Source organism: Synechococcus sp. N32 (assembly GCF_900473895.1).
GTDB lineage: Bacteria > Cyanobacteriota > Cyanobacteriia > PCC-6307 > Cyanobiaceae > Parasynechococcus.
On the sequence record NZ_UCND01000014.1, the window covers coordinates 120845 to 145470 of the forward strand.

Here is a 24626-nt window from a genome sequence, read left to right on the forward strand (position 1 = left end):
ACGCAACGGAGTGTTCCTGTTCGTCTTAGCGCTGCTGGCGGCGCAGTCAAAAACCCATAAGGTGAGCGTCGGTTTTTGCTGTCTTGCAGTCCGCGTGGTCAAGGACGCTCCCAAGACACGGCAAACCCTGAAGCTGTTGCTGGTGGCTGCTCGACATCACCTGTCGGGTCAGGACCTCCGATCGCTGGTGCAGTTCCTGGAACGGGAAGACCTGGGCTTCGAAGTCACCCTGCAAGTAGCCGATCCCGCCCAGCAACCCGAACTGCTTGAGCTGCATCGCCTCGTGGTGACGCCAGCGCTGATCAAATTGGCGCCGAACCCCAAGCAGGTGTTCGCGGGAAGCAACATCCTTCAGCAACTCAAAGGATGGGTGCCCCGCTGGAAACAGGATGGGGTGGTGAGCGGCCTTGGCCTCAGCCTCAGGCCCACCGAACTCGATGGCAGTCGCACCCAGAAGGAACTTCAGCTGGAGGATCAGCTGCTGGTGCTGCGCCAGGAGAACGAAACGCTGATCGATCGCGTCAGCGCCCAGGAACGCCTGTTGCGCATGGTGGCCCACGAACTGCGCACCCCACTCACGGCAGCGGCTTTGGCCTTGCAAAGCCAGAAGCTGGGCCAGATCGACATGGATCGCTTTCAGGATGTGATCACCCGCCGCCTGCAGGAGATGGAGGCGCTGTCGAAAGATTTGCTGGAGGTGGGCACCACCCGATGGGAAACCCTGTTCAATCCACAACGGCTTGACCTGGCCAGCGTTTCAGCCGAAGTGATCCTTGAGCTCGAAAAATTGTGGCTGGGGCGCAACGTCGAAATCAAAACCGACATTCCCGCTGACCTGCCCAAGGTTTTCGCCGATCAGCGCCGCATGCGCCAGGTGCTGCTGAATCTGCTCGAAAACGCCCTGAAATACACCAATGACGGCGGGCACATCTCGCTCACGATGCTGCACCGCACCAGCCAGCGGGTGGAGGTGAGCGTTTGTGACAGCGGCCCGGGCATTCCGGAAACGGAACAGCAGCGAATTTTTCTGGATCGGGTGCGGCTGCCGCAAACCTCCGACCAAACCACCGGTTACGGCGTGGGGCTGTCGGTCTGCCGCCGCATCGTTGAAGTGCACGGCGGCAAGATCTGGGTGGTTTCTGACCCCGGCGAAGGGGCCTGCTTCACCTTCACGGTGCCGATCTGGCAAGGACAAGGTGTCGAATGGGGTCAAGCTGTCTTGACGGAGGGTCCGACCAAGCCCTAGTGTTCACAAGTGATCAGGAGCACAGATCGCTCGCTGATTACGGCCTCGCCCCCATCGTCTAGAGGCCTAGGACACCTCCCTTTCACGGAGGCGACAGGGGTTCGAATCCCCTTGGGGGTATGACGTCATTACCAGACTCGTTTTGGTGATGAATTGAGTACAAATTCAAGTGATTTGGCGCTTTTTAAGCCCTAAAACACCCAATCATTTTGTTTGCATTGAATCGGCTGCACCCTCGCCGCTTGTTCAGCTGTTTCTGCGGTGTGCTTCCTGCACAACGGCGTTGAGGTTGCTGGAGAGGTCGTCCCGCAGCCGCTCCTCGATCAGACCGATCGGCATGCCAAGGCAGCCTTGAACCGTCAGCTCATAAAGCAGCGAACTGCCATCGGGACGCTGACGAATCTGCCAGGACCCTTCAAAACGTCGGAAATCACCTTTCACCATGCGGAACTTCAGCAGTCCGTCCTGTCGGTATTCCGTGAGCTCCAACTGAACCTGGGCTGAGAAGCGAAGTCCCAGCAGCTGCTGACTGCCCACCTGTTGAAGACGCACCGTCTGACCCTGGCGCTGAATCAGCTCACTGGTGCTGAGGTTGGGGATGAATCGGGAGAGATTCTCGTAATCCGTCAGCACATCCCAGAGCAGCTGAACGGGCAATGAGGATTTGAGTTCAGCGGCCAGACGCCGCGTCCCCTGGGGCAGACGCTCCATGGTCTGCTCAATCGCAGTCCCTGAATCTGCGGAGGTTTGAAGCCCTCGTCCAAACATTGTCTGGGGGAAAACCAAAAGAGACGCCGAGATGAGGGGCCGAACCAGAGGATCTTAAGGAGGTCGCCTAGATCAGATCAGATTCTGTTCCGAACAGCAACCTTTTTGTGTGAAATCAAAGGCCACGCCTATAGTCGCGCCACCAATGGCAGGTGATTTCAATGCGGGTGTCCAATGCAGCGACAGAGCACTGCAATGAGGTTCTGTTCACTGTGGTGGCAAGTGGTCCCCATGTCGGCTCACAACCGTCTGTGGTTCAGACCTACACCGTTGGGATGAACCAGTTTTCCGCACTTTTCAAACGATTGGGTGCCTCTGGCGCCAAAATCTTGTCTGTGAACGGTCAGGAAGTAGAGCGACAAGCCTCTCCTGTCGCCACCACCCCGGCACCTGCCAAAAAAACCGCCAAAAAAACCGCCAAGAAAGCCGTGACGTCAAGCGCCCCGAAGAAGAAGCCCCACGCCGACGTTCCGGTCAACACCTACAAGCCCAAAACACCGTTCATGGGCACGGTCACGGAGAACTACTCCCTGCTGAAGGACGGTGCGATCGGCCGTGTGCAGCACATCACCTTTGATTTGGCCGGCGGCGACCCGCAGCTGAAGTACATCGAAGGCCAGAGCATCGGCATCATTCCCGAAGGGGAAGACGCCAACGGCAAGCCCCACAAGCTGCGCCTGTACTCCATCGCCAGCACCCGCCACGGCGACAACCTGGAGGGCAACACCGTCTCCCTCTGCGTTCGCCAGCTCGAGTACAAGAACGACGCCGGTGAGCAGATCTATGGCGTCTGCTCCACCTACCTGTGCGACATCGAACCCGGCACCAAGGTGAAGATCACTGGTCCTGTCGGCAAGGAGATGCTCCTGCCTGACGACGAGGACGCCAACATCATCATGCTGGCGACGGGCACCGGCATCGCTCCGATGCGCACCTACCTGCGTCGCATGTTCGAGCCCCGTGAACAGGAGGCCAACGGCTGGAAATTCCGCGGCAAAGCCTGGCTGTTCATGGGCGCACCCAAAACCGCCAACCTGCTCTACGACGAGGACTTCCTCCACTACGAGAAGGAGTATCCCGACAACTTCCGCTACACCAAGGCGATCAGCCGCGAACAGCAAAACGCCAAGGGCGGCCGGATGTACATCCAAGACCGCGTTCTGGAGCACGCTGAAGAGATCTTCGCGATGATCGAAGACCCCAAGACCCACGTGTACATGTGCGGTCTGCGCGGTATGGAGCCGGGCATCGACGAAGCCATGACCGCCGCCGCGGCTGCCAAGGGGCTCGACTGGGCCGAACTGCGTCCCCAGCTCAAAAAGGCTGACCGTTGGCACGTTGAAACCTATTGATCGATCACTAGCTGATCCATCAGCCAACGATCGTTTTCAGTCCACCCCGAGGGGTGGACTTTTTTTTTGGGTTGGCAACAAAGGCTGACGCCAACACGGAAACAAAGCGGCGAGTCCATGTCTGTTGCCAGTTCCGTGCCTAAACCAGCGTCAGAAGCCTGGACACTCCATGGTTGCCACGATGACGAACCCCCTCAGGGTTGGACTGCGTCAGGAGCGCGTGATCGCGCCGCAGTGTCTGGTGATCTTCGGCGCCAGTGGTGATCTGACCCACCGCAAGCTGGTGCCAGCCCTGTTTGAACTGTTCAAGCAACGGCGTCTGCCCAGTGAGTTCGCCCTGCTGGGCTGTGCGCGACGGCCGTGGAGTGACGAGGAGTTCCGCGGAAAGATGGCGGAGGCACTGGCCAGCGCGATCGAGGACGATCCCCAGGCCTGGGAGCAGTTCGTGAGCAAGTTGTTCTACGAGCCGGTCGACCTACAGAACACCGATCACATGCTGAGCCTGCACACCAGGCTCGAGCAGATCGATCAACAGTGCGCCACCCGCGGCAACCGCACCTTTTATCTTTCCGTCTCCCCCAAGTTTTATGGCAGTGGCTGCCGTTCACTGGCCGACGCTGGCCTGTTGAAGGACCCCAAACGCAGCCGGGTGGTGATCGAAAAGCCCTTCGGACGCGACTACGGCAGTGCCCAGGCCCTCAATCGCGTGGTGCAGGCCTGCGGTCAGGAGAACCAAATCTTTCGCATCGACCATTACCTGGGCAAGGAAACCGTCCAGAACATCATGGTTCTGCGGTTTGCCAACACGATCTTCGAGCCGATCTGGAACCGCAATTACATCTCCAGTGTTCAGATCACCGCCGCTGAAACGGTTGGCGTGGAGGAAAGGGCCGGGTACTACGAATCGGCCGGAGCCCTGCGGGACATGGTGCAGAACCACCTGACCCAGATGCTGGCGATCACCACCATGGAACCTCCCGGGCGCTTTGACCCAGAGGCCATCCGCAACGAAAAGGCCAAGGTGCTCCAGGCCGCCCGCCTGGCCGATGAGCTCGAACCCTGGAACTGCTGCATCCGTGGCCAGTACGGACCCGGTGGTTCAGCGGAATCGCCCCTGGCCGGATACCGCCATGAACCCGGCGTGGATCCCAACAGCACCACCGAGACCTACGTGGCGATGAAGCTGTTCATCGACAACTGGCGCTGGCAGGGGGTGCCGTTCTATGTGCGCACCGGCAAACGGCTGGCCAAGCGCACCAGTGAGGTGGTGCTCACCTTCCGTGAAGCTCCGGTGCATCTGTTTGATGCGGCCACCGGAGGTCCCACGGCCAATCAGCTGATCCTGCGCATCCAACCGGATGAGGGGGCCGAATTCCGCTTCGAGGTGAAGTCACCCGGATCTGGCATGCGCAGCCGCCCGATCGACATGGAGTTCTCCTACGACGAATCCTTCGGGGAACCCTCCGATGAGGGCTATGTGCGGCTCCTGGCTGACGCCATGCTCAGCGACCCCACCCTGTTCACCCGCAGTGATGAGGTGGAAGCGGCATGGCGGCTCTACACCCCGCTGCTGGAACTGATTGAAGACAGTCCCTGGCAGCTGCCGGTTCATCCCTATGAATCCCGCACCTGGGGACCGGCCGCCGCAGATGCCCTGCTGGCGAAGGACGGACTGCTCTGGCGACGCCCCTGACCGCGCACGTTCACAGCCCTGTTGTTCAGCTCTCCACGTCTCGTTCATCCGTCACCATGTCCCCTCAGCTCACCCTGCAAACCCCGCTCGAACTGGCACCGGCGGAGGTGCCCCACTACCTCGAACAGCTCTGGTCCCCCGAGCAGCAGGGCAGCACGGGCACCGGGGCCAACACCTTCTGCCTGCTGATCTGGCAACCCGCCTGGGCCGAGCAGCAACTGATACGCAGTGGTCGTTTATCAGGCCCCATCACGGGACAGCAGTCCGCCCCCTTGATCGCTGCGGGACGCCAGGCGGTGCTGGATGCAGACCTCCCGCTAAGCACGCCGCCCCTGGATGGGGCTGTGGTGAAGGCGGTGGCTGATTTGGAAGGGCAAGCGAACGCCGAAGACCTGCGTGGGCAGTACATCGACCCAGCCCTGAGTGCACTGATGCCCCGGCGCCTGATCACCCTGGCACCCACCATCGATGCGGCCCAGCCCCTGGAAACACTCGTGGCCGCCTACTGCCCGCTGCCTGAAGAAGGCGGTGGTACGGCCGCCTGCGGCGATGTGGTGGTGCTGCGGGGCAGCCATGGCGCCCTGCATGAGGGCTTTTCGATTCTCGACCCCCTGCTGCCGGAATCGATGCCGGCCTGGGTCTGGTGGAACGGCTGCATCGACGAAGCACCGGAGCTGATGCAACGGCTCACCAGCGCACCACGGCGCCTGATCATCGACACCGCGTTGGGGGATCCACATCAGTGCCTTGAGCTTCTACGTCATCGCGTGGAGAGCGGCCAGGCGGTGAACGATCTCAACTGGCTGCGCCTGCGCAGCTGGCGCGAGACCCTGGCCATGGTGTTCGACCCGCCGCAACGGCGTGATGCCCTGAGCCACATCACCCGTCTCGACATCGATGTTGAGGGCCATCACCCTGCCCAGGGGCTGCTGCTGGCCGCCTGGATCGCCGATCGACTGGGCTGGACGCTGCTCTCGACCGCTGCGGTCGAAAACGGAACCACCGCCCAGTTCAAGCGCTCCGATGGCACCGAGGTGCGCTTCCAACTGATGGCCGTGCCAGTCGCTCAGCCCAACGTGCACGCCGGCCAGATGGTGGGGCTGCGGCTGATCGCTGAACCGGAGAACGGCAAGGGCGTGTGCGTGATTCTCTGCGCTGAATCCGGGGGCTGCATGCGTTTGGAGGGAGGAGGCATGGCCAATCTCGAGCTGCATGAGGACGTGGTTCCCGTGCAGCACGACACCCCTGAAATGGATGTGGCCCGTCTGCTGGGCGGCGGTCACGACAGCACCAATCCCCTGCTGGCCGCTGCGGCTCCGCTGGCTGCCAGGCTGCTGGGCTGATCCGCATCTGAGCCATGGCCGCTGTCATCGCTGCACCAGCCAGTGGCAGCGGCAAAACCCTGTTGAGCCTGGCGCTGCTGAGCTGGGCCCAGCAGAACGGACGCCGGATCCAGGCCTTCAAGGTGGGACCGGACTATCTCGATGCCCAGCTGCTCAGCCAGGCCTCGGGGCAGGCCTGTCGCAACCTCGATCTCAATCTCTGCGGAGAAACCTGGGTTCGCCAGGCCTTTCACGGTTACGGCGGTGCCTCTGAGCTGACCCTCGTGGAAGGGGTGATGGGGCTCTTCGATGGCATCGGCAGCAGTACAACAGGAAGCACGGCCGACGTGGCCCGCCTACTGGACCTGCCGGTGGTGCTGGTGCTGGATGCCGGTGGTCAGGCCGCCTCCCTCGGCGCCATCGTGCGCGGATTCCGCGATCACGATCCCCAGCTGCGCATCGCCGGCGTGGTGCTCAACAAGGTCAGCAGCACCAGGCACCGGGAGCTGCTGGCCGACGTGCTGGAGCGCATGGAGGTGCCATTGCTGGGCTGCCTGCCGCGTAGCGAAGCCCTGGCCTTGCCGGGCCGGCATCTCGGCTTGGCCCCGGCCCATGAATTGGAGGCCCCCGAGCAGCGACGCCAGGCCTGGGCCGCTCTGGCCAGCCAGCACCTGAACCTGGAACGCCTGGTCCCCCTGCTGCAGGCGCCCCGCCCTGGGCCGCATCCCCTGGCCCACATCCCCGTGGAGCAGGGCCAGCCCCTGCCGATGGCTTTGGCCAGTGATGCCGCCTTTCACTTCCGCTATCAGGAAACCAGTGAACTGCTGGAGCACATGGGCATGCCCGTGCTCCGCTGGAGCCCCCTGGCCGATGAGGCCATCCCTGCAGACGCCAAGGGCCTGATCCTGCCGGGCGGTTTCCCCGAACAGCATGCCGCCCAGCTCAGCGGCTGCACACGAAGCTTGAGCTCGTTGCGGGCGTTCGTGCAGCAGCGACCGCTCTACGCCGAATGCGGCGGGATGCTTGTGCTCGGAGAGCAGCTGACCGACCTCGATGGCACCAGCCACCCCATGGCGGGCCTGCTTCCCTTCACAGCCCAGCGCGGCCCGCTGCAGGTGGGCTATCGCCGCCTGCAGGCGCGGCGGGACAGCCCTGTGGTGGAGAGCGGTCAGCAGCTGGTGGGCCATGAATTTCACCGCTGGGAACTGCACACCAACCGGCCGTCCTCCGACAGGTCAGTGCTGTGGGACATTGAGGGATGGAAAGTCCATCGACATTCGGAAGGATGGGTCGATCAGACGGTTCACGCGAGCTGGGTTCACCTGCACTGGGCAAGCTCTACGACGATCTGCTCCCGATGGCGCGCCGCGCTCGAATCCGGGGAGAGAAGATCGCCAAACGCTTCGTCAGCCGCCAGCAGCCCCCGCGGGTCCAACCCTTCTCCGAACGCTGGCGCTGGGTGATCGAAGGTCGCGTTCAGCGGGTGGGGTTCCGCGCCAGCTGCAATCGGCGCGCCCTGGATCTCGGCATCAGCGGCTGGGTGCGGAACCTGAGTGATGGCCGTGTGGAAGTGCAGGCCGAAGGCCCACCGCTGGCCTTGTCTGAACTGCGGGCCTGGTGTGAGGTCGGGCCGCCGGGCGCCCGGGTGGTTCGGGTGACCCCCAGCCAGCTCCCGGTCACGGGCGACGACTGGTTCGAAGTGCGCTACTGAGACGACGTGCGCTGAGACATAGACGCGAAAAAATTGGGAAGGAGGTCTCCACGCTCCGCCCATCTCGCTACGGCTGAAGCAGGACCTTCGCGCCTGCCGCATGCTCCGCTTCGGATTTGTCCTGTTGATGACTGCGCTGCCCCTGCTCGGCATGGAGGCCATGAGCACACGACGGGAAACCACCAAGCAGGTGTTCGATTCCGCGGCAAAAGCCCTCAACGCCTGTCAAAGCTGGCGGCTCAGGGAAGGACAGTTTTCGGCCCTGATTCCCGCCGCTGCACCGGTGTCAACGCAGGCGCGGCCAGTGCAAAGCGACATCCGCAGTTGCGAGGCCGATCTGGACCATGCACTGGTGCTGGGGCGCCGCTACAGCGTTGTGCCCGGCGTGCACTACAACAAAACGCTGCGGTCGCTGCACCGCCCGATTCATCGCACCTTCCCTTACCTACTGCCAGATGGCACAACTGGCGAATAACGCCCGTGGCATGTCTTGAGCAACTTCCTCGACACCAAAGACAAAGCCTTCTGGAGAGCCCTGCTCGGCGTTGTGAGTTTGGGGGTGAGCATCGGCCTGGCGGCCCTGATCCTGCAACTGTGAGCTGCGAGTTCTGAGCACGGCCCATGGCGGAACCCCGGATCTGGACGGAACTGCTGACCTACGGGCTTGGCGTGGCGCTGTCGCCCATCCACATCGTTCTGCTGCTGTTGCTTCTGCTGGGGGGCTCGCCGCTGCGGCGCGGTGGCTTGTTTGTGGGCGGCTGGCTGCTGACCAGCGCCCTGGCGGTGATCGGGCTGCTGACGCTGGGCCATGGGCTGCTGCTGGACATGACCCATGGGTCTGACCACCGCACCGGTCTGGACCTGATCGGCGGCGGAGCCTTGATCGCCCTGGGCGGACGTGAACTGATCCGAGGGCTGCTGGACGACGGCGCAGCCCCCGCCTGGAGCGGCGCCGTGGATCGTTTCGCCGCGATGCCGCTTCCCCTGCTGTTGCTGATCAGCAGCGTCACTGAAGTGATCAGTCCCGACGACCTGTTGCTGTTCGCCAAAAGCGCCGCCGTGATTCTGGCTGCGCAACTGCCCCTGCAGGAGGAGATTGCCTGCAGCATCGGCTTCAGCACCGCCGCCACTGCCCTGATGCTGGTTCCGTTCCTGGCCGTGTTGATCGGACGCGAGCGGGTTCTTCCGCTGCTGCAACGCGGCAAAACCGCCCTGCTGCGTCGGGGGGAGCTGGTGGTGGGCAGCCTCAGCTTCGGACTGGGCTCCTATCTGGGCTGGCAGGGCATCAGCGGTTTGATGATCAACTGATTCACTCGGAATCCCGCATGGTGTCGAATTGGCGCTGCCAGGTGGCGCGCAGATCAGGCGACGTCTCGCCGCCGAGCAACCAAACCCCCGTGCGGGCACGGGACACGGCCACGTAACAGAGCTGCTGGCGGATGGCTGGATCGGCCCGGAACACATCCGGCGCCACGAAGACATCCCCGAAACTGCTGCCCTGACTGCGATGCACCGTGAGCACTGCCGCAGGCCCCAGGGAAGCGAAGGCATCGCGAATCAGGAAGTACTGCCGCCAGATCGCGCGACCGTTTTTCTTGCCGGCATCACGGGCCTGCTTGCGCAGCCGCTGCATCACCGCATCAAGCTCCTGACGACCAGCGCTACCAATCGGCGGCTGCAAGCGCAGGGTGAGCTCCAGATCCCCCGCATTCACCGATGCGGAGAGGGTCTCGATCACCGGCACGGGCCCATCGGCTGAGGAGAGGCCGAAATCCGCCAGGTCACAGGCCTCAGGCTTGACGTCCCGCACCGTGACTTCGCGGTTGGAGCCGAGCACCATGTCGGGTTCTTCACCCGCCTCTTCTCCGTCCCTTGAGGCCGGGGCCATCACCGCGGTGCGACTGATCAACACCTCACCGGGCAGCACCGGCATCTGATCGGCCATTTCCCCATGGATGGCCCGGCGCGCATGGGGCACCAGACGATCCAGGGTGCGGTTCGTGTAGCAGAGGATGCGTGCTGCATCGGGGTTGTCTTGCACCGAGGCGTCGCGCAATGCACGCCTGGCCTGATCCAGCCACTCCCGTTGCACCAGGCTGCGCACCTGCCCCTGCGGGGAACGAATCGGCGGCAGCAGCGGCGGCATCTGGCAGGGCAGGCGCCCCTCCCGCAGCCCCGCCGCCAACTGCAGCACCGGGCCTTGATGCCGCACCACCTGGGTCAAGCTGGCGGAACAGGACCGTTGCATCGCAAACACGGGGCTGTTCGGCTCACCCACCGGGGGCAACTGGGCGGGGTCGCCGACGAACACCAGACGGGTCTTGAACGGATGGGCGCACTGGAGGGCAATGCCCAGCAGGGTGCTGTCGACCATCGAGGCTTCGTCGATCAGCACCAGGCCCAGGTTTTCCAGGGCCATGGCCGTCTGCTCGGTGGGTTCGCAGAGTTCAGCGTCGGCGGAGCGCTTGAGCTTCAGCCGCAGCAAGCGATGAATGGTGGAGGGGTACCAGGTGGGTTGGAGACCCTCCAACTCCAACGCCTGGCGCAGAACGCCCACCGCTTTATGGGTCGGTGCCACGACGGTCCAGCACAAACCACTGGCCTCCACCTGGCGCAGCAGGCGCATGGAGAGGAAGGTTTTGCCGCTGCCGGCAAAACCGCTGAGCACGAAGGGCGTGCCATCCACGGGCTGCTTGAGCCAGGCCGCAAAGGCGTCCGCCGCTTCCTGCTGATCAGCGGTGAGGTCCGCGGCAGCGGTCACCCCAGCCCAGCTCCAAGACCCGACAGCAGATGCAGCGGTGATCCCACAAATTCCAAACCGGGCAGAGCAACGGCGGGACCCATCAGGCTGCCCACCAGCACCTGCAGCCGGCTGTGGCCAAGGCTTTCCTTGAGGGGTTTTTCCGGAGCGTCCGGCCAGAGCGAATCAGGCAGAGCATTGACCCGTTCCGCCGTCAGCCCGGCGGCGCGACGAATGCCACTGGCGTCGTACATGACGACGAACGCCACCATCGCCGCAACGGCGAAGAGTGGGTGATCAAAGCCCAGGGTCCAGCCCACACAGGCCGCCGTGCCGGTGACCAGGGCGGAGTGGCTCGAGGGCATGCCGCCGGTTTCGATCAGCACCGCCGGACGCCAACGGCGATGCAGAAGCAACTCAAGGAACAATTTCGAGAGCTGGGCGACGCCACAGGCCATCAGGCCCCAGGTGAGCGAACTGTTGTCGAAGAACTCCCGCAGCACCGCATGGGAGGGCGTGGCGTCGATCATCGGTCGCGACTGGTGATGAAGTCAGCCAAGGCCAGCAGGGGAATCGCCTTCTCGGCCCAGGGTTGAAGCGCCTCTTTCGCTTCATTGACCAACGCATCGGCCCGACGGCGGGACTCGTCGAGCCCGAGAAGCTTGGGATAGGTGGTCTTGTCGGCGATGAGGTCCTTGCCGGCGGTTTTGCCGAGCACCTCGCTGCTGGCGGTGATATCGAGGATGTCGTCGATGATCTGGAAGGCGAGGCCGATCCCCCTGGCATAGGTGCGCAGGGCCTTGATCAGCGCCTCATCGGCGCCGCCGATCATCGCCCCGGTGATCACACAGGCACTCAACAGGGCTCCGGTTTTGTGGAGGTGGATGTATTCGAGGGTTTCAAGATCCACCTCCTTACCTTCGCTTTCCAGATCCACCACCTGGCCGCCCACCAGGCCAGGGGCGCCGGCCACCAACGACAGTTCTCCCACCACCTTGAGCAGACGCTCAGCCGGAACATCCGGACTGCGCAGCGCCACCATTTCAAAGGCACGGGTCAGCAGGGCATCACCGGCAAGGATGGCCACGGCTTCGCCGTACACCTTGTGGTTGGTGGGACGACCACGGCGCAGGTCATCGTCATCCATGGCCGGCAGGTCGTCATGGATCAACGACATGGTGTGGATCATTTCCAACGCCACCGCCGTGGGCAGGGCCTGCGTCGCTTCCCCGCCCGCCAACTCGCAGGCGGCAAGGCAGAGAATCGGGCGCAGGCGCTTGCCACCGGCAAGCAGCGAATAGCGCATCGCTTCCCTGAGGGACTCCGGCCGCTCCGGACCGAGCGATCCATCGAGGGCCGCTTCCACCCGCTCTTTGGCCTTGCCGAGATAGGCCTTGAAATCGAACTCGGCGCTCATGGGTGGACCCTGGCTGGCGGGATTCTCTCAGGCCGAGCCCTTAGCTGCCGAGGGGAACCCAATCCATCGGATGGGGTGTTCGCATCTCGCGTCCCTTGCCCGGCGCCGTAGTGATGGCCAGGTCGTAGGACACCGAATAGCGGGGGCTGCTTCCCTCATAGGGGAGCACCCGATGGCGCAGGTCCGAAGGGAACAGCAGAAGACGCTGGGGTAAGGGCGCAAACACCCCACCGGAAACCGCCGCATCGCGGTAGGGAATCGCCATCACATGGCTGAAGTAATCGTCGGGTGCCTCAAATTCCAGCTCCCCGCTCTCGTTCGCAGGATCCGTCAACACGTAGAACACCGCGCTCAACTGGGCGTTGCGGTGGCTATGCAGATCCACCGTTCCGCCATTCCTCGCACACACCACAGGCCAGGCCTTCTGGATGTGGGCCACAAGACCGTGATCCGGGCCCAACAGCGCACGGAAATAGGCCGAAACGTGCTCAGCCAACTGCCCGTTCAGCCACTGGAACGCATCCATGCGATGCAACTGATCCAGGCCGGCATGGCCCAGCAGATCTCCGGTGAGGTTGTTGCGATCGCTGAACTCAGGGTGCTGATACACCTGGGCATCGAACTGCTCCAGCTGCTGCTGCATGGCTGCGGCTGTGGCGGCATCCGGCTCAAGGTCCACCTGCAGAACGGGGGTGGGGAACAGCCAGTGCAGCGCCATGGAACCGATCAGGGCACGAGATCGTCCAAATCATGGTCAAGGTTGTGGCGTCTGCACCAAGCCACAACGGTGTTCACCAGAAGCATCGTCACCGTCATCGGTCCCACACCGCCGGGGACGGGCGAGAGCGCAGCAGCGATCGACTCGACTTCAGCCGCACGAACATCCCCACACAGTCCGCCTTCCGGCTTGCGGTGGATGCCCACATCCACCACCGCAGCTCCCGGCCGCACGTGCTCGGCCCCGATGAACTCAGGACGGCCTGCTGCCACCACGAGGATGTCGGCTTCGCGGGTGTGGGCCGCCAGATCGGCCGTGCGGGAGTGGGCGATGGTGACGGTGGCGTTGGCGGCCTGCAGCATCAAGGCCATCGGCTGCCCCACGAGAATGCTGCGGCCGATCACCACGGCGCGCTTGCCCGCAGGATCGATGCCATTGCTGCGCAGCATCGCCATCACCCCGGCGGGGGTGCAGCTGCGCGGGCCCGGCTCCCCCTTGAGCAGCCGTCCGAGATTGAGGGTGTGCAGACCATCGGCATCCTTTTCAGGATCAATGGCCATCAGCAGCGGCCCCTCATCGAGGCCAGAAGGAAGAGGCAGCTGCAGGAGGATCCCGTCCACTGCAGGGTTGGCATTCAGCCGTTCAATCGTCTGAAGCACCTGCGCTGGGGGCGTGTCGCCGGGGAGGTGATCACCAAAGCTGGCCACCCCGATCCGAGCACAGGCTTTTTCCTTGTTGGCGACGTAGACGGCGCTGGCGGGATCATCACCAACCCGCAGCACCGCCAAGCCCGGCGGTCGCCCCGCCTCGGCCAGACGCCGTTCGATCAGGGTTTGAAGACGATGCTCCACATCCCTTGCCAGCACCTTGCCGTCCAAACGCAGGGCCATGGCATTCCCATGCACTCCCTCCAGCATGCCCTCTGAGGAGAGCTAGCGTTAAGCCGCTACAGGGTCCTTTTTGGTTCGTGTTCCACGGCTGAGCAGCCTTTGGCGGAACTGGGTGCGGCTCGAAGGCCCAGGGCGACGCCTGCTGCGCTGGACGCGACTGCAGACCTTTGTTGTGCTGCTGCTATGCCTTTCCGTGGCCGCAGCCTCAAGCCTGCCCTGGCTGATCAAGCCAAAACTTCAACCCGGATCAGTGGCCCCGTTTGAAGCCATCGCTCCAAAGGATGCCCTGGTGCAGGACAGCACCGCCCTCGAGCAGCAGCGGGCCTCGCTGGTGGCGCGATCGGTGGTGCAGGTGATCGATCAGGAGCAGACCCAAGCACTCAAACAACGGCTCGAGCAACAACTCCTGCAACTGCAGGAGGTCACCAACACCGGATCTGGAGACCGGATCGGGCCGGTGAACCTGTCTGATCAAGAGAAAAGGTGGCTGGAACGACGCAGCGAATGGGAGCATCTGGCCTGGGATAAAGCGGTGCGCAGCACCGCTGATCGCATGCTCAGCCAAGGGCTTGTGAGCAACCTGGCCATTGAGCAATTGCGCAAGGCCGCCGACCAGCAACTCAAGGCGGTTGCCCTGCAGCCAGAGGCGGCGAGCACCCTGGCCGGCAAGGTGCTCACCAGCGCCATGCGCGGCAGCACCAACCTGCGCACGGACCCGAACCTGAGCAAGCAGCTGATCGAGGAACAGCTGACCAAACAGACCATTCCCACGATCGAGGTGCGCAAGGGGGATCTGATCACCCGCAAAGGCGAGCTGATCAGTCCCCAGGCCTACGACGTGCTGGATTATTTCGGCCGCGTGCGCCGCGAACCCCAACCGTTGATCTGGTTCCAACGGTTTGTTGAAGCCGCTGCAGCCTGCGCCGTGATGCTGCTGGTGATGCGGCGTGAACGGCCTGGCCTGGAGGTGCGCCATGCGCTGCTGGCGGTGGGCCTGCTGCTTTTGGTGCAGGGAGCCAAGCTCTGGTTCAAAAGCTCCGTGAGCCCTCTGGCTGTGCTGGTGGCGCCCACCCTGGTGCTGGCGGAAGGCCTCGGCACCGGCTGCGGCTTGGTCTGGATGGGGGTGGCCGCTCTGCTCTGGCCAGAACCCGTCCAAGGGTTGGGGGACGGTCGCCTGATTGTGGCGGCAACGGTGGCCGCCGCTGGGGCCTTGATCGCAGGTCGTCAGCGCAGCCGCGGCCAGTTGCTTCAACTCACGGTGCTGCTGCCGATCGGCGCCTTTGTGGGGCAGTGGCTGCTGCTGCAGATGCAACCGATCACCGGCCTGCGGCTCTGGGGAAATCTGAACCCAAGCCTGGATGAACTGGCCACCGATTCCTTTGTGCTCGGTGTTCTGCTGATGTTCAGCCTGCTGCTGATCCCGATGCTCGAGGGCTCCTTTGGCTTGCTCACCCGGGCGCGGCTGCTGGAACTGGCCGACCAGGAGCGCCCCCTGCTGCGCCGCCTCTCCTGCGAAGCCCCGGGAACTTTCGAACACACCCTGATGATCTGCGGCCTGGCGGAGGAGGGGGCGCGGGCGATTGGTGCGGATGTGGATCTGATCCGGACCGGCTCGCTGTACCACGACGTGGGCAAACTGCATGCACCGGACTGGTTCATCGAGAACCAGAAGGATGGCCCCAATCCCCACGACGCGCTGGATGACCCCCAGGCGAGTGCGGCGGTGCTTCAAGCCCATGTGGATGAGGGCCTGAAGCTGGCGCGGCGCCACCGCCTGCCCCGGCCCATCGCCGATTTCATCCCTGAGCACCAGGGCACGTTGAAAATGGGCTACTTCCTGCACAAGGCCCAGGAGCGGGGCGGGGTGGTTGAGGAAAGCCGCTTCCGTTACCGGGGCCCGGTACCCCGCTCCAAAGAAACGGCGATCCTGATGCTGGCCGACGGCTGTGAAGCGGCGCTTCGATCCCTCCCCCCCGACACCTCCGATGCCCAGGCGGTGGACACGGTGCGGCGGATTGTGGAAGCGCGGCAGCGGGATGGACAACTGCGCAAAAGCAGCCTCAACCGCAGCGAAGTGGAACTGGTGATTCGTGCCTTCGTGCAGGTATGGCGGCGGATGCGCCACCGCCGCATCCCCTATCCAATCCCCGCCCGACGCTGACCGCAACGTCCACATTCAGCACTCACGAGTTCAGCACTCAGTTGCAAAGGGAACCTCCTGCGCGATCAAACGGACGCGTTGCTGGGTGAAGGGATGGCGAAAGCTCAGAGCCTGGGCATGCAGATGCAAGCGGCAGGAACGGCCGGCATCCCCATAGATGGGATCGCCCACGATGGGGTGACCCCGTTCGGCCAGATGGGCCCGCAGCTGATGGGAGCGCCCCGTGAGCGGACGCAGCCAGAGCCGCGTGCTGTGAGCACCAGCGGCGCGGGCTCTCCAGATCGTCAGCGCCAGACGTCCCTCAGGGTGGCTGCCGTAGCGCGGCGGTTGGCGCGACAGGCGCGCCAAAGGGCTGGCGATGCAACCACGGCCATGGAGTTCCCCCTCCACATCCGCCTGGTACAGCTTGTTGATCCGCCGTTCAGCAAACAGGGCACTCAGGCGGCGCAGGGCGTCAGCGCTTCGGGCCAAGAGCAGCACCCCCGAGGTGTCGCGGTCCAGGCGGTGAACCAGGCGCAGGCTTTGGTCCTGCTCCTGCAGGCGGGTGATCACGGAATCGCTTTGCTCGGGCCCCAGGCCCGGTTGGCTCAGCAGGCCGGCGGGTTTATCGACCGCCATCAGCCACGGGTCCTGGATCAGCAGCTTCAAGGGGAGAGCCGCTGGGCGCAGTGTTTTTCAAACAAGGCCACCACCTGCTCCGCGGGCAGGGCCTGAATCAGCCGGGCTTCCGCCTCAACGTGATGCTGGCTGGAGTGATAGAGCTGCAACTCGTGAAAAGGATTGGGCTCCTGCTGGCGGGCCAGCTCCACCTCACGGCTGAGCAAGGCCGCCGGCATCAGGTTGCCGCCATGGCACGACTGCATCACATGGGCTGATTCATGGGCCAGCACCACCCAAACCACGGCGGGATCGTCGGGCAGGTTGTTGCCGCACATCAACAGGGCCTGCTTGCCCTCATGGAAGGCCCCCAGCAAGCCCATAGGGCAGTCGGGCGCCACCAGAGCCTTCACGCCCGCCCGCTGCAGCAGCCGCAGGTAACTGGCGATGCGATCCCAGGTTGAGGCTTGAACAGCACTGCCCGTGAGCTGCAACACCAGCAGAACCAACAGCGCAGCCCTGAAACGGCGACCCATCAAGCCAGGGACCACAGAACAATCTCATTGGTCTCAAGATCGGCTCAAGCTGGCTTGATTCCCACCGAAGTTCTACAGATTTTCAGTCGTCAAGCAGCTGTTCCACGGAAGTGACCTTCTCAGCAAACGACTGCTGCCGATCGGTGCGGGTGTTGAGCTTGAGCGTTGTGTGGAGACGCGGGGCTCCCATGCTGTGCAACTCGGCATGACACGCGCGCACACAGTCCATCACCTCGTCCCACGGGCCTTCGATCGCTGTGCCATTGGGACCCAGCTGATGGGTCAGCCCCGTGGCGGCGATCACCCGCTCACAGGCGGCGATGTAGGGCGAAAGGCTGACGCCCACACCGATCGGCACCACGCAGAGGTCAACGCTGACCCACATCAGCCCGCCATAGAACTGGATCGGCTCAAGCAACTGACGGGGTAGTCGATGGTGCGCCAACTGCCGCTGTCGGTTCGCACTTCAACCGCAATGCCCTGCTGACCCATGGAACAGCGGGACCCTTGTCCCGTGCACCAATCGCTGGCATCAGCGAGGGCCAGTTCCAACGTGTCGTAAGGAGCGTCGAGCACCGGATGCGGCCGACCGTCGAGGCCAACCAACCGGTAGCGGGAGCGATGCTTGGCCATCGCAGTCCAATCCCGGAAGTGTCACCATCTTCACATAATCGTGACCCGGCGGCATTCACACACTGGAGCCAGCAACGGGACGCAAAGGGCATGAGTGAACAGCTGCAGCAGGCCTACAACGCCTTGATGGTGAAGGCTCCGGGGGCAGCGTTTCAAAAAGCACGGGCCCTGTATCTCAACAAATATCCACTTCCCCAGGCCGATAGCAGCGCCCCGCTGCGGCTCTACGTCTGCGATGAGCAGCTGGAGGAATCGATTCAGCCCGCCAACGATGGCGATCCGAGTCACCGTCTGGCGATTCTCCGCTCACGGCCCGGGCAGTTGGCCGTGGTGCACTGGCAACAGGCCGATCCGCCGGAACCCGAGCAACTGCGCCGCTACCTGCAGGACACCTGGTCGCTCAACCTGGACGAGCTGGAGATCGAGACCCTCAGCACCCCCTGGTTCCGGGAGGGCGGGCATCAAAGCCGCTTTGCTGCGCCCATGGGGTTGGGCTGGCAACAACAAACCCTCTTAACCCTCAAGGAAGAAAACTAAAAGCAATTCCGCAGAACGCGCGGAGCCGCCGAAACGCACCGCTAGCGAGCAGGTAGAGCCCTCTCAGCCAATGCTCACCAAGTACGCCGAACGCTACGTGCTGCGGTCTTGTTCAGCCGGCGGTTATCTCGGCGTCAATGCCGTGGATCAACAGATTGAACGGCAACCCTCCCCCGAAAGGGCCTGGATCTTTCACACCCATGACGGTGCCGTCACCCACGCCCGTTGGATCGGCGAGGTGCACGGGGAAACACCGGATGTGGTGAAGCTGGATCAGTGACTGGATCTGCGAACTGAAACGTGGTGGTGATCAGCCGTGGATGAAATTGCGGAGGCGGCGTGATTCGGCGGCTTGATCCTGCTGGAGCTCAGCTGCCGTTCGCGCGTGGTGTTCGCGCTGCTGTGCCGCGAAGACATCCGCCTCACTCAGGGCAAAACCGTGCTCGGCAGCGAGCCCGAGGAACCGCTCGAGATCCATGGGCTGCGCGAGGGCCTTGGCCAGATCAGGGTCGCCGTCGCGAAGCGTGAGAAACCGATCCAGATCCTCGAGAGACATCCCTGCACCACTTGTTGCATGCTCCCATTCAAGTCAGCATCGACCCAAGTGGGGAGGTTGCATGCTGTTGAAACTGATCAGCTGCAGCAGCCTGGCGCTGGTGAGTGTTCTGGTGGTGACCCTGCTGCAGGGTTTGCGGCAGCACAACCAACGCATCCATGCGCTGCAGGAGCGGATCGATCAGCTGGAGGAGCGCACACCAAACCGCGCCCACAGTGAGCTACTCAGCCAACAGATGGGTGTGATGCAGGAACGCATGGACGCCTTCTCGGCCATGCGCACCTCGGCCGCTTCACCCCTTCACCGCATCCCCGCTGGCATTGGGCAGGATGAAGCGCTGCAACAGCACGAACAAGACCAACACCGGCAGGATTGACACCACCGAGCCGGCGGCAACGATTCGCCAATCCAGCGAAAAGCTGCTGGAGAGCTGCTGCAACCCGAGAGGCAGGGTGTAGAGGGACGGGTCGTCGAGGATCACCAGCGGCCAGAGGAAATCACTCCAGGTGCCGATGAACACGAACATCGCGAGGGTGATCAGATCGGCTTTAGCGGCAGGAATCATCACGTTCCACCATTCCCCCAAGCGGCTGCAGCCATCGATGCGTGCCGCCTCCTCAAGCTCCTTGGGGACACCCAGGAAGCTCTGACGCAGCAGATAAAGCCCAAAGGCGGTGGCCGCCTGGGGAATCACCAAAGCCAGCAGGGTGTTGCGCAACCCCAGCTGCACCATCAGCAGATACAGCGGAATCATCACCACCTGAAACGGGATCAGGATCGTGGCCACCACCAGGCCCAGCACCAGGCCCCGGCCGGCGAAGCGCAGCCGGGCCAGGGGGTAGGCGGCCAGGGAGCAGAACAGCAGGTTGGCCAGCACCGCCAGGCCACTCACCACGGTGCTGTTGAACAGATAGGTGGTGAGGGGATTGTCCTGAAACAGCCGCACGTAGGCATCGACGCTCGGCTGGGCGGGCAGCAACGCCGGTGGACTGCTGAAGATGTCTTCCGCCGTGCCCTTGAGCGAGGTGCTCACCAACCAGAGCAAGGGCGTGAGCACCAGCAGCGCCAGAAGAATCAGCAGCACCAGCTGAACAACCCGGGCGGTGGAGGTGCGCATGGCGTCGGCTCTAGAGCGTCGGTCGGGTCTCCAGAACAACAGGATCCTTCTGCGGATGCAATGACTGGCGCTCCTCTCCGGCCACCAGGCGATTGAGGGCGTTCACGAAGGCCATCGCCGCCGCCACCACCACATCGGTGTCGGCAGCGTGACCGGAATAGAGCGCACCGTTGCGGCGCAGGCGAATGGTCACATCACCCATGGCGTCGATGCCCTCGGTGACCGACTTCACCGAAAACTCGATCAACTCATTGGGCACACCCGCCAGATCATTCAGGGCACGGCAGACGGCATCCACCGGGCCGGTGCCCACCGCCGAGCCCGTGGTTTCACTGCCCTCTTCATCAGAAAGGGTGACGGTGGCGGTGGGGCGCAGGCTGCTGCCGCAGCTGACCTGCACCAGCTTGAGCTGGAAGCGGGCTTCCGGCTGCTGCACCTGTTCGCTGACAATCGCCTCCAGATCACGGTCGGTGATCTCGCGCTTGCGATCGGCGAGCTCCTTGAAGCGGGCAAAGGCCTCATCGAGGTCCTCACGGGTGAGGTCGTAGCCCAGCTCCTCCAAACGGGCGCGAACGGCACTGCGGCCGCTCAGCTTGCCGAGGGAGATGCGGTTGTCGGACAAACCCACCGTCTGGGCGTCGATGATTTCGTAGGTGAGCCGGTTCTTGAGAACGCCGTCCTGGTGGATGCCCGATTCATGGGCGAAAGCATTGGCACCAACGATGGCCTTGTTGGGCTGCACCACCATGCCGGTAAGGTTGGAGACCAGCCGTGAGGTCTTGGTGATCTCTTCGGTGCGCACGGCAGTGAGCGGCGTGGGGCTGTCCTCCTCGCGGCCAAAGAAGGGGTTGTAGTAACGACGCCGCACGTGCAGCGCCATCACCAACTCCTCAAGGGAGGCATTGCCGGCCCGCTCGCCGATGCCGTTGATCGTGCATTCAAGCTGACGGGCGCCGTTCTTGACCGCCTCGAGGAAGTTCGCCACGGCCAGGCCGAGATCGTTATGGCCGTGCACCGAGATCACGGCATCGCCAATGTTGGGCACGTGCTGATTGATGCCTGCGATCAGCGCACCGAACTCCGAGGGGGTGGTGTAGCCGACGGTGTCGGGAATGTTGATCGTGGTGGCGCCAGCGGCAATCGCCGCCTCAATCACCTCGTAGAGGAACTCCGGATCGCTGCGGCCGGCGTCTTCACAGGAGAACTCAACGTCCTCCACAAGAGAGCGGGCGTAGCTCACCATCTCGGGGACGATGCCGAGCACATCGGCACGGCTCTTGCGCAGCTTGTGTTCGAGATGGATGTCGCTGGTGGCGATGAAGGTGTGAATGCGGCGGCGCGGGGCTGGTGCCACGGCATCGGCGCAGGCCTTGATGTCAGCCCGGGAGGCACGGGCCAGGCCGCAGATGATCGGGCCGTTGTCGCCACCCACCTGCTGGGCGATCCGCTGCACTGCAGCGAAATCACCGGGGCTGGCGAAGGGGAATCCCGCCTCGATCACATCCACACCAAGCCGGGCCAGCTGCTGGGCAATGGCCAGCTTTTCCTCCAGGTTGAGGCTCGCCCCGGGCGACTGCTCACCATCCCGAAGGGTGGTGTCAAAAATCAGGACGCGACCGGGGTCCTTGGCCATGGAAGGGGCTCCAGCGGAGGTCTTAGTCGGAATGACTATGAGTTAACCCATCTTAGTTCAGCCCCCGAGGGGGAATCGGATTAAATTCAGCCACCGTTTGGGCTTGTTCGTGACCAAAGGCGCTGTCGCCCTGGTGTTGCATGCCCATCTGCCCTACGTGCGGTCGGCACAACCTGGCTCCCTGGAGGAGGACTGGTTTTTCCAGGCCCTGATCGAGTGTTATCTGCCGCTGCTGGAAACGCTGGAGCGGGCCAGCGCAGACCCGCACCAGCAACCCAAGCTCACCATCGGTCTATCGCCGACGCTGCTTTCGCTGCTGAGCGATCAAGACCTCAAGCAGCGCTTTCCCGCCTGGCTGAACGAACGGCTTGATCTGCTGCCGAAGGCTGACCCGTCCCTGCGCGCAGGCGCCGAACACCTGGCGGCCACGATCGAGCGGCACCGGCGGGCCTGGCAGAGCTGCGACGGCGATCTGATCCAGCGCTTCGCCGCCCTGCAACGCCAGGGGGTGGTGGACCTGCTCACCTGCGGCGCCACCCACGGCTATTTGCCCCTGCTGCGCCATCACCCGGAAGCGGTGCGCGGGCAACTGCGCACGGCGGTGCGGGAACACCAACGCCTGGTGGGCGAACGCCCCTTGGGGATCTGGTTGCCGGAATGCGCCTATTACGAGGGCCTGGATCGCTGGATGCGCGATGCGGGGCTGCGCTACGCCGTGCTGGACGGCCATGGGTTGCTGCACGGCCGGCCCAGACCCCGCTATGGGGTGTACGCCCCGATCTGCAGCCGCAATGGGGTGGCCTTCTTCGGGCGCGACAGTGACGCCACGCTGCCGGTGTGGTCGGCCAAGGACGGCTACCCCGGCGATCCCCACTACCGGGAGTTCCACCGGGATCTGGGTTGGGACCTGCCGATCGAAGAGCTCAAACCCCTGGGGCTCGACCAGCCGCGACCGCTCGGCCTGAAGCTGCATCGGGTCACCGACCACAGCGCGCCGTTGGACCGCAAACACCCCTACGAACCGGGGGTGGCAGCTGAACGGGTGAAAGAGCACGCCGACGATTACCTGCAGGGCCGCCGGCGGCAACTGGATCAGCTCGGCGCTGCCATGGACGTGTCCCCCCTGCTGGTGGCCCCCTTCGATGCCGAACTGTTTGGCCACTGGTGGTTTGAAGGCCCGGCTTTTCTCAGCCAGCTGTTCCAGCAGGCACCTCAGGAAGGGGTGGCCTTCACCCGGCTGCGCGATGTGCTGAACAACGTTGGCCAGCTTCAGCTCTGCGATCCCTGCCCCTCCAGCTGGGGGCAAGGGGGCTATCACGACTACTGGCTGAACGACAGCAACGCCTGGATCATCCCGGAGTGGGAAAAGGCCAGCGCCGCGATGGTGCAGCGCTGCAGCCGCGGCGTCGGCAGCGAGCAGGCGATGCAGTGGCTGCAGCAGGCGGCGAGGGAACTGTTGCTGGCGCAGTCGTCGGATTGGAGCTTCATCCTCCGGGCCGGCACCACCACCGAACTGGCCAAAGAACGGGTGCAACGCCACCTGGGCCGCTTCTGGCAACTGATGCAGGCGATCGACGGAACCAGCGAATTGCCGGAGGGCTGGCTTGAGGAGGTGCAGGCGGACGACCGCCTGTTCCCGCTGATTCAGCCGTTGGACTGGGCTCCGGTGCCGCCCAAGCCCACTGCAAAGCCTTCTACTCAGAGTGTATAGACAATCGCCTCCCTCATCTGAGGGATCGGGTCTTTCCTGAAACGATCTCAAAACCGCGGAGCTTGATCCTGAGCCGCCCCCAGCACCAATCCCCGCCGCAAGTCCCAGGGGGATAGGGCAAACAAGCGCAGCATCACCCCCATCAAGCGCGGCAACGGCAGTGTGTTGGTGAGGAAGCCAAACCACTCCTCCCGCGGCAGCGAAAAGAAGGTGGCGAAGTGGGTGCGCAGCAGCTCTTCGTTGAAGTCCATCAAACGGCCCAAACCGAACTGATAAAGCTGATGGCGCAGCACCAATTCGATCGACCAAAGCGCTTGCCAGCCCCGTTGCGCCAAAGCCGCTGAACCAAGGCTTGGATTAGCGAGGGCTTCGGCTAAAGACTGGGCCAGATCAGGCCCCCGCCGCAGCAGCGATCCCACCATGTAGCCCGAGGCCGGATGCACCATGCTCGCCGCACCACCGAAAGCCAGCACCGGCTGATTGCGATCTGGCAGCGGCAGGTTCATCGGGAAGAGGCAGAACTCCTCATGAATCAACTCGGTGATCTCCACGCCGCGCAGATCCAGGCGCTGCTGCAGCCGTTGCTTGAGCACGTCGTAGGGAACACCCGGCGCCAAGGCGAGTGAGGTTTCTTCCACGAAGAACACCCCATCACCCAGATCCATCGCATACAAGAACGTTGGTGGTTCGCTGCGCTGCTCCTCGCTGAGGTGATCACAGCGGTAGTCCATCAGCACAAACCGGTTCTCTTCAATCGGCGGTTTGGAGAAACGCCCCACCACGCCATAGGCCGCCTGGCCCGCCACCGGCCCCTGATCCGGCCGGCGAATGTGGGGCGTGCGCGAGCCGGAGGCATCAATCACCAAGCGCGCCTGAAGGGTGGTTCCCGATGCGCAGCACACGTTGGTGGTGGAGCCATTCACGTCCACCCGCTCAACGGTGTCTTGATGGAAGACCACACCCTCAGCCCGCTCCAGCCAATGGCGCTGCAGGGCAGCACGATCGAACAGGCCGTAGTCAATCCCGTGAGCATGGCTCTGATCCTGAGCCGTTGATCCGCCTTCGCCGAAGTAACTGACGGTGTCGCTCCAGCGGTGCTCCAGCAGCTGCTCAAGCCCCACCGCTTTGAGTTCATCGGCCCAGATGCCGTAGGTGTTCGGCCAGGGATTGTCGACCGGATCAGGGGCGATACCTGCAACAGCCACACCCCGTTGGTTCAGTTCCGAAGCGATGCAGAGGGCAGCAGGACCACCCCCCAGCACCAGCACATCCACCAGCTCAGCCAAGG

The 24626-nt window shown here is 63.6% G+C and carries 27 protein-coding genes and 1 tRNA gene; 14 read left to right on the plus strand and 14 right to left on the minus strand.

Going from position 1 to position 24626, the window contains the following annotated elements; genetic code table 11:
• Nucleotides 1-94: 94 nt before the first annotated feature.
• Nucleotides 95-1246, plus strand: coding sequence for a histidine kinase (locus tag DXY35_RS07955; RefSeq protein ID WP_006850655.1), 1152 nt, complete (start codon nt 95-97; stop codon nt 1244-1246).
• 47 nt (nt 1247-1293) lie between these two features.
• Nucleotides 1294-1366 (plus strand) — tRNA-Glu (locus DXY35_RS07960).
• Between the two features lie 126 nt (nt 1367-1492).
• On the opposite strand, the gene DXY35_RS07965 is transcribed toward DXY35_RS07960, so the two are convergent.
• Complete coding sequence (locus DXY35_RS07965) at nt 1493-2014, minus strand: SRPBCC family protein (protein WP_115081852.1); 522 nt, start codon at nt 2012-2014, stop codon at nt 1493-1495.
• Nucleotides 2015-2175: 161 nt separating this feature from the next.
• Here DXY35_RS07965 and DXY35_RS07970 point away from each other — a divergent pair, with 161 nt between their 5' ends.
• The 7 genes from DXY35_RS07970 (at nt 2176) to DXY35_RS08000 (ending at nt 9400) form a co-directional block, all read left to right on the plus strand.
• Entirely contained in the window at nt 2176-3366 is a 1191-nt protein-coding gene (locus tag DXY35_RS07970; RefSeq protein WP_115081853.1) for an FAD-binding oxidoreductase, read from the plus strand.
• 169 nt (nt 3367-3535) lie between these two features.
• Nucleotides 3536-5059 carry a glucose-6-phosphate dehydrogenase gene (zwf, locus tag DXY35_RS07975; RefSeq protein WP_115081854.1) on the plus strand — a complete coding sequence of 508 codons (1524 nt, stop codon included), beginning with the start codon at nt 3536-3538 and terminating at the stop codon, nt 5057-5059.
• A 56-nt stretch (nt 5060-5115) separates the two neighbouring features.
• Nucleotides 5116-6402: a glucose-6-phosphate dehydrogenase assembly protein OpcA gene (locus DXY35_RS07980; RefSeq protein WP_115081855.1), complete on the plus strand. Its 1287-nt coding sequence runs from the start codon at nt 5116-5118 to the stop codon at nt 6400-6402.
• A 14-nt stretch (nt 6403-6416) separates the two neighbouring features.
• The gene (locus DXY35_RS07985) at nt 6417-7844 is read left to right on the plus strand and encodes a cobyrinate a,c-diamide synthase (RefSeq protein ID WP_115081856.1); all 1428 of its coding nucleotides are present in this window, start codon (nt 6417-6419) and stop codon (nt 7842-7844) included.
• Nucleotides 7772-8092 carry an acylphosphatase gene (locus tag DXY35_RS07990; RefSeq protein ID WP_244273035.1) on the plus strand — a complete coding sequence of 107 codons (321 nt, stop codon included), beginning with the start codon at nt 7772-7774 and terminating at the stop codon, nt 8090-8092. Before DXY35_RS07985 ends, DXY35_RS07990 begins: the two co-directional genes overlap by 73 nt.
• A gap of 127 nt (nt 8093-8219) precedes the next feature.
• A complete protein-coding gene (locus tag DXY35_RS07995; protein ID WP_244273024.1) occupies nt 8220-8567 on the plus strand; it encodes a hypothetical protein in 348 nt (115 codons plus the stop codon).
• 146 nt (nt 8568-8713) lie between these two features.
• Nucleotides 8714-9400 (plus strand): GAP family protein, encoded by a 687-nt coding sequence (locus DXY35_RS08000; protein WP_115081859.1) that lies wholly within the window; start codon nt 8714-8716, stop codon nt 9398-9400.
• A 1-nt stretch (nt 9401) separates the two neighbouring features.
• Here the strand turns inward: DXY35_RS08000 and DXY35_RS08005 are convergent, their stop codons facing one another.
• Genes DXY35_RS08005 through folD form a run of 5 tightly spaced genes read right to left on the minus strand, consistent with a single transcriptional unit; the run spans nt 9402 to nt 13857 of the window.
• Nucleotides 9402-10853: an ATP-dependent RecD-like DNA helicase gene (locus tag DXY35_RS08005; protein WP_115081860.1), complete on the minus strand. Its 1452-nt coding sequence runs from the start codon at nt 10851-10853 to the stop codon at nt 9402-9404.
• Nucleotides 10850-11362: a divergent PAP2 family protein gene (locus DXY35_RS08010; protein ID WP_115081861.1), complete on the minus strand. Its 513-nt coding sequence runs from the start codon at nt 11360-11362 to the stop codon at nt 10850-10852. The genes DXY35_RS08005 and DXY35_RS08010 overlap by 4 nt, the downstream gene beginning before the upstream one ends.
• Complete coding sequence (crtE, locus tag DXY35_RS08015; RefSeq protein WP_115008653.1) at nt 11359-12249, minus strand: geranylgeranyl diphosphate synthase CrtE; 891 nt, start codon at nt 12247-12249, stop codon at nt 11359-11361. Before crtE ends, DXY35_RS08010 begins: the two co-directional genes overlap by 4 nt.
• A gap of 40 nt (nt 12250-12289) precedes the next feature.
• Nucleotides 12290-12967 (minus strand): TIGR02466 family protein, encoded by a 678-nt coding sequence (locus DXY35_RS08020; protein WP_115081862.1) that lies wholly within the window; start codon nt 12965-12967, stop codon nt 12290-12292.
• Nucleotides 12968-12975: 8 nt separating this feature from the next.
• On the minus strand, nt 12976-13857 hold the full coding sequence (folD, locus tag DXY35_RS08025; protein WP_115081930.1) for a bifunctional methylenetetrahydrofolate dehydrogenase/methenyltetrahydrofolate cyclohydrolase FolD: 882 nt from the start codon (nt 13855-13857) through the stop codon (nt 12976-12978).
• A 70-nt stretch (nt 13858-13927) separates the two neighbouring features.
• Between folD and DXY35_RS08030 the strand changes: the two genes are divergently transcribed.
• Nucleotides 13928-16018 carry an HDIG domain-containing metalloprotein gene (locus DXY35_RS08030; protein WP_115081863.1) on the plus strand — a complete coding sequence of 697 codons (2091 nt, stop codon included), beginning with the start codon at nt 13928-13930 and terminating at the stop codon, nt 16016-16018.
• A gap of 30 nt (nt 16019-16048) precedes the next feature.
• Here the strand turns inward: DXY35_RS08030 and DXY35_RS08035 are convergent, their stop codons facing one another.
• The 4 genes from DXY35_RS08035 to DXY35_RS08050 form a co-directional block, all read right to left on the minus strand.
• Nucleotides 16049-16636, minus strand: a complete 588-nt coding sequence (locus DXY35_RS08035; protein ID WP_115081931.1) for an RluA family pseudouridine synthase — start codon at nt 16634-16636, stop codon at nt 16049-16051.
• Between the two features lie 26 nt (nt 16637-16662).
• Nucleotides 16663-17151, minus strand: a complete 489-nt coding sequence (locus DXY35_RS08040; protein WP_115081864.1) for a hypothetical protein — start codon at nt 17149-17151, stop codon at nt 16663-16665.
• Between the two features lie 82 nt (nt 17152-17233).
• Entirely contained in the window at nt 17234-17536 is a 303-nt protein-coding gene (locus DXY35_RS08045; RefSeq protein ID WP_115081865.1) for an MTH1187 family thiamine-binding protein, read from the minus strand.
• Nucleotides 17536-17784: a hypothetical protein gene (locus DXY35_RS08050; RefSeq protein ID WP_115081866.1), complete on the minus strand. Its 249-nt coding sequence runs from the start codon at nt 17782-17784 to the stop codon at nt 17536-17538. The genes DXY35_RS08045 and DXY35_RS08050 overlap by 1 nt, the downstream gene beginning before the upstream one ends.
• Nucleotides 17785-17874: 90 nt before the next feature.
• Here DXY35_RS08050 and DXY35_RS08055 point away from each other — a divergent pair, with 90 nt between their 5' ends.
• Entirely contained in the window at nt 17875-18321 is a 447-nt protein-coding gene (locus tag DXY35_RS08055; RefSeq protein ID WP_115081867.1) for a hypothetical protein, read from the plus strand.
• A 70-nt stretch (nt 18322-18391) separates the two neighbouring features.
• Nucleotides 18392-18601: a hypothetical protein gene (locus DXY35_RS08060; RefSeq protein ID WP_115081868.1), complete on the plus strand. Its 210-nt coding sequence runs from the start codon at nt 18392-18394 to the stop codon at nt 18599-18601.
• A 30-nt stretch (nt 18602-18631) separates the two neighbouring features.
• Here the strand turns inward: DXY35_RS08060 and DXY35_RS08065 are convergent, their stop codons facing one another.
• Nucleotides 18632-18877, minus strand: coding sequence for a Nif11-like leader peptide family RiPP precursor (locus DXY35_RS08065; RefSeq protein ID WP_115081869.1), 246 nt, complete (start codon nt 18875-18877; stop codon nt 18632-18634).
• A 61-nt stretch (nt 18878-18938) separates the two neighbouring features.
• On the opposite strand from DXY35_RS08065, the gene DXY35_RS08070 reads away from it, so the two are divergent.
• Nucleotides 18939-19253 (plus strand): hypothetical protein, encoded by a 315-nt coding sequence (locus tag DXY35_RS08070; protein ID WP_115081870.1) that lies wholly within the window; start codon nt 18939-18941, stop codon nt 19251-19253.
• Here the strand turns inward: DXY35_RS08070 and DXY35_RS08075 are convergent.
• Both DXY35_RS08075 and DXY35_RS08080 read right to left on the minus strand, forming a co-directional pair.
• Nucleotides 19170-19994: a carbohydrate ABC transporter permease gene (locus DXY35_RS08075; protein WP_115081871.1), complete on the minus strand. Its 825-nt coding sequence runs from the start codon at nt 19992-19994 to the stop codon at nt 19170-19172. The two genes, DXY35_RS08070 and DXY35_RS08075, sit on opposite strands and share 84 nt — an antisense overlap.
• 10 nt (nt 19995-20004) lie before the next feature.
• Nucleotides 20005-21627, minus strand: a complete 1623-nt coding sequence (locus DXY35_RS08080) for a 2-isopropylmalate synthase (RefSeq protein WP_115081872.1) — start codon at nt 21625-21627, stop codon at nt 20005-20007.
• A gap of 109 nt (nt 21628-21736) precedes the next feature.
• Here DXY35_RS08080 and DXY35_RS08085 point away from each other — a divergent pair, with 109 nt between their 5' ends.
• Entirely contained in the window at nt 21737-23338 is a 1602-nt protein-coding gene (locus DXY35_RS08085) for a glycoside hydrolase family 57 protein (protein WP_115081932.1), read from the plus strand.
• Nucleotides 23339-23385: 47 nt separating this feature from the next.
• Here DXY35_RS08085 and crtL read toward each other — a convergent pair whose 3' ends face one another.
• Complete coding sequence (crtL, locus tag DXY35_RS08090) at nt 23386-24624, minus strand: lycopene beta cyclase (RefSeq protein WP_115081873.1); 1239 nt, start codon at nt 24622-24624, stop codon at nt 23386-23388.
• Nucleotides 24625-24626: the final 2 nt, after the last annotated feature.

Coding starts and splice junctions, on each gene's coding strand:
- DXY35_RS07965 (WP_115081852.1), bottom strand. CDS start 2,014: ATGTTTGGACGAGGGCTTCAAACCTCCGCAGATTCAGGGACTGCGATT.
- DXY35_RS07970 (WP_115081853.1), top strand. CDS start 2,176: ATGCGGGTGTCCAATGCAGCGACAGAGCACTGCAATGAGGTTCTGTTC.
- zwf (WP_115081854.1), top strand. CDS start 3,536: ATGGTTGCCACGATGACGAACCCCCTCAGGGTTGGACTGCGTCAGGAG.
- DXY35_RS07980 (WP_115081855.1), top strand. CDS start 5,116: ATGTCCCCTCAGCTCACCCTGCAAACCCCGCTCGAACTGGCACCGGCG.
- DXY35_RS07985 (WP_115081856.1), top strand. CDS start 6,417: ATGGCCGCTGTCATCGCTGCACCAGCCAGTGGCAGCGGCAAAACCCTG.
- DXY35_RS07995 (WP_244273024.1), top strand. CDS start 8,220: ATGACTGCGCTGCCCCTGCTCGGCATGGAGGCCATGAGCACACGACGG.
- DXY35_RS08000 (WP_115081859.1), top strand. CDS start 8,714: ATGGCGGAACCCCGGATCTGGACGGAACTGCTGACCTACGGGCTTGGC.
- DXY35_RS08010 (WP_115081861.1), bottom strand. CDS start 11,362: ATGATCGACGCCACGCCCTCCCATGCGGTGCTGCGGGAGTTCTTCGAC.
- crtE (WP_115008653.1), bottom strand. CDS start 12,249: ATGAGCGCCGAGTTCGATTTCAAGGCCTATCTCGGCAAGGCCAAAGAG.
- DXY35_RS08020 (WP_115081862.1), bottom strand. CDS start 12,967: ATGGCGCTGCACTGGCTGTTCCCCACCCCCGTTCTGCAGGTGGACCTT.
- folD (WP_115081930.1), bottom strand. CDS start 13,857: ATGGCCCTGCGTTTGGACGGCAAGGTGCTGGCAAGGGATGTGGAGCAT.
- DXY35_RS08035 (WP_115081931.1), bottom strand. CDS start 16,636: ATGGCGGTCGATAAACCCGCCGGCCTGCTGAGCCAACCGGGCCTGGGG.
- DXY35_RS08040 (WP_115081864.1), bottom strand. CDS start 17,151: ATGGGTCGCCGTTTCAGGGCTGCGCTGTTGGTTCTGCTGGTGTTGCAG.
- DXY35_RS08045 (WP_115081865.1), bottom strand. CDS start 17,536: ATGTGGGTCAGCGTTGACCTCTGCGTGGTGCCGATCGGTGTGGGCGTC.
- DXY35_RS08050 (WP_115081866.1), bottom strand. CDS start 17,784: ATGGCCAAGCATCGCTCCCGCTACCGGTTGGTTGGCCTCGACGGTCGG.
- DXY35_RS08055 (WP_115081867.1), top strand. CDS start 17,875: ATGAGTGAACAGCTGCAGCAGGCCTACAACGCCTTGATGGTGAAGGCT.
- DXY35_RS08060 (WP_115081868.1), top strand. CDS start 18,392: ATGCTCACCAAGTACGCCGAACGCTACGTGCTGCGGTCTTGTTCAGCC.
- DXY35_RS08065 (WP_115081869.1), bottom strand. CDS start 18,877: ATGTCTCTCGAGGATCTGGATCGGTTTCTCACGCTTCGCGACGGCGAC.
- DXY35_RS08070 (WP_115081870.1), top strand. CDS start 18,939: ATGCTGTTGAAACTGATCAGCTGCAGCAGCCTGGCGCTGGTGAGTGTT.
- DXY35_RS08075 (WP_115081871.1), bottom strand. CDS start 19,994: ATGCGCACCTCCACCGCCCGGGTTGTTCAGCTGGTGCTGCTGATTCTT.
- DXY35_RS08080 (WP_115081872.1), bottom strand. CDS start 21,627: ATGGCCAAGGACCCCGGTCGCGTCCTGATTTTTGACACCACCCTTCGG.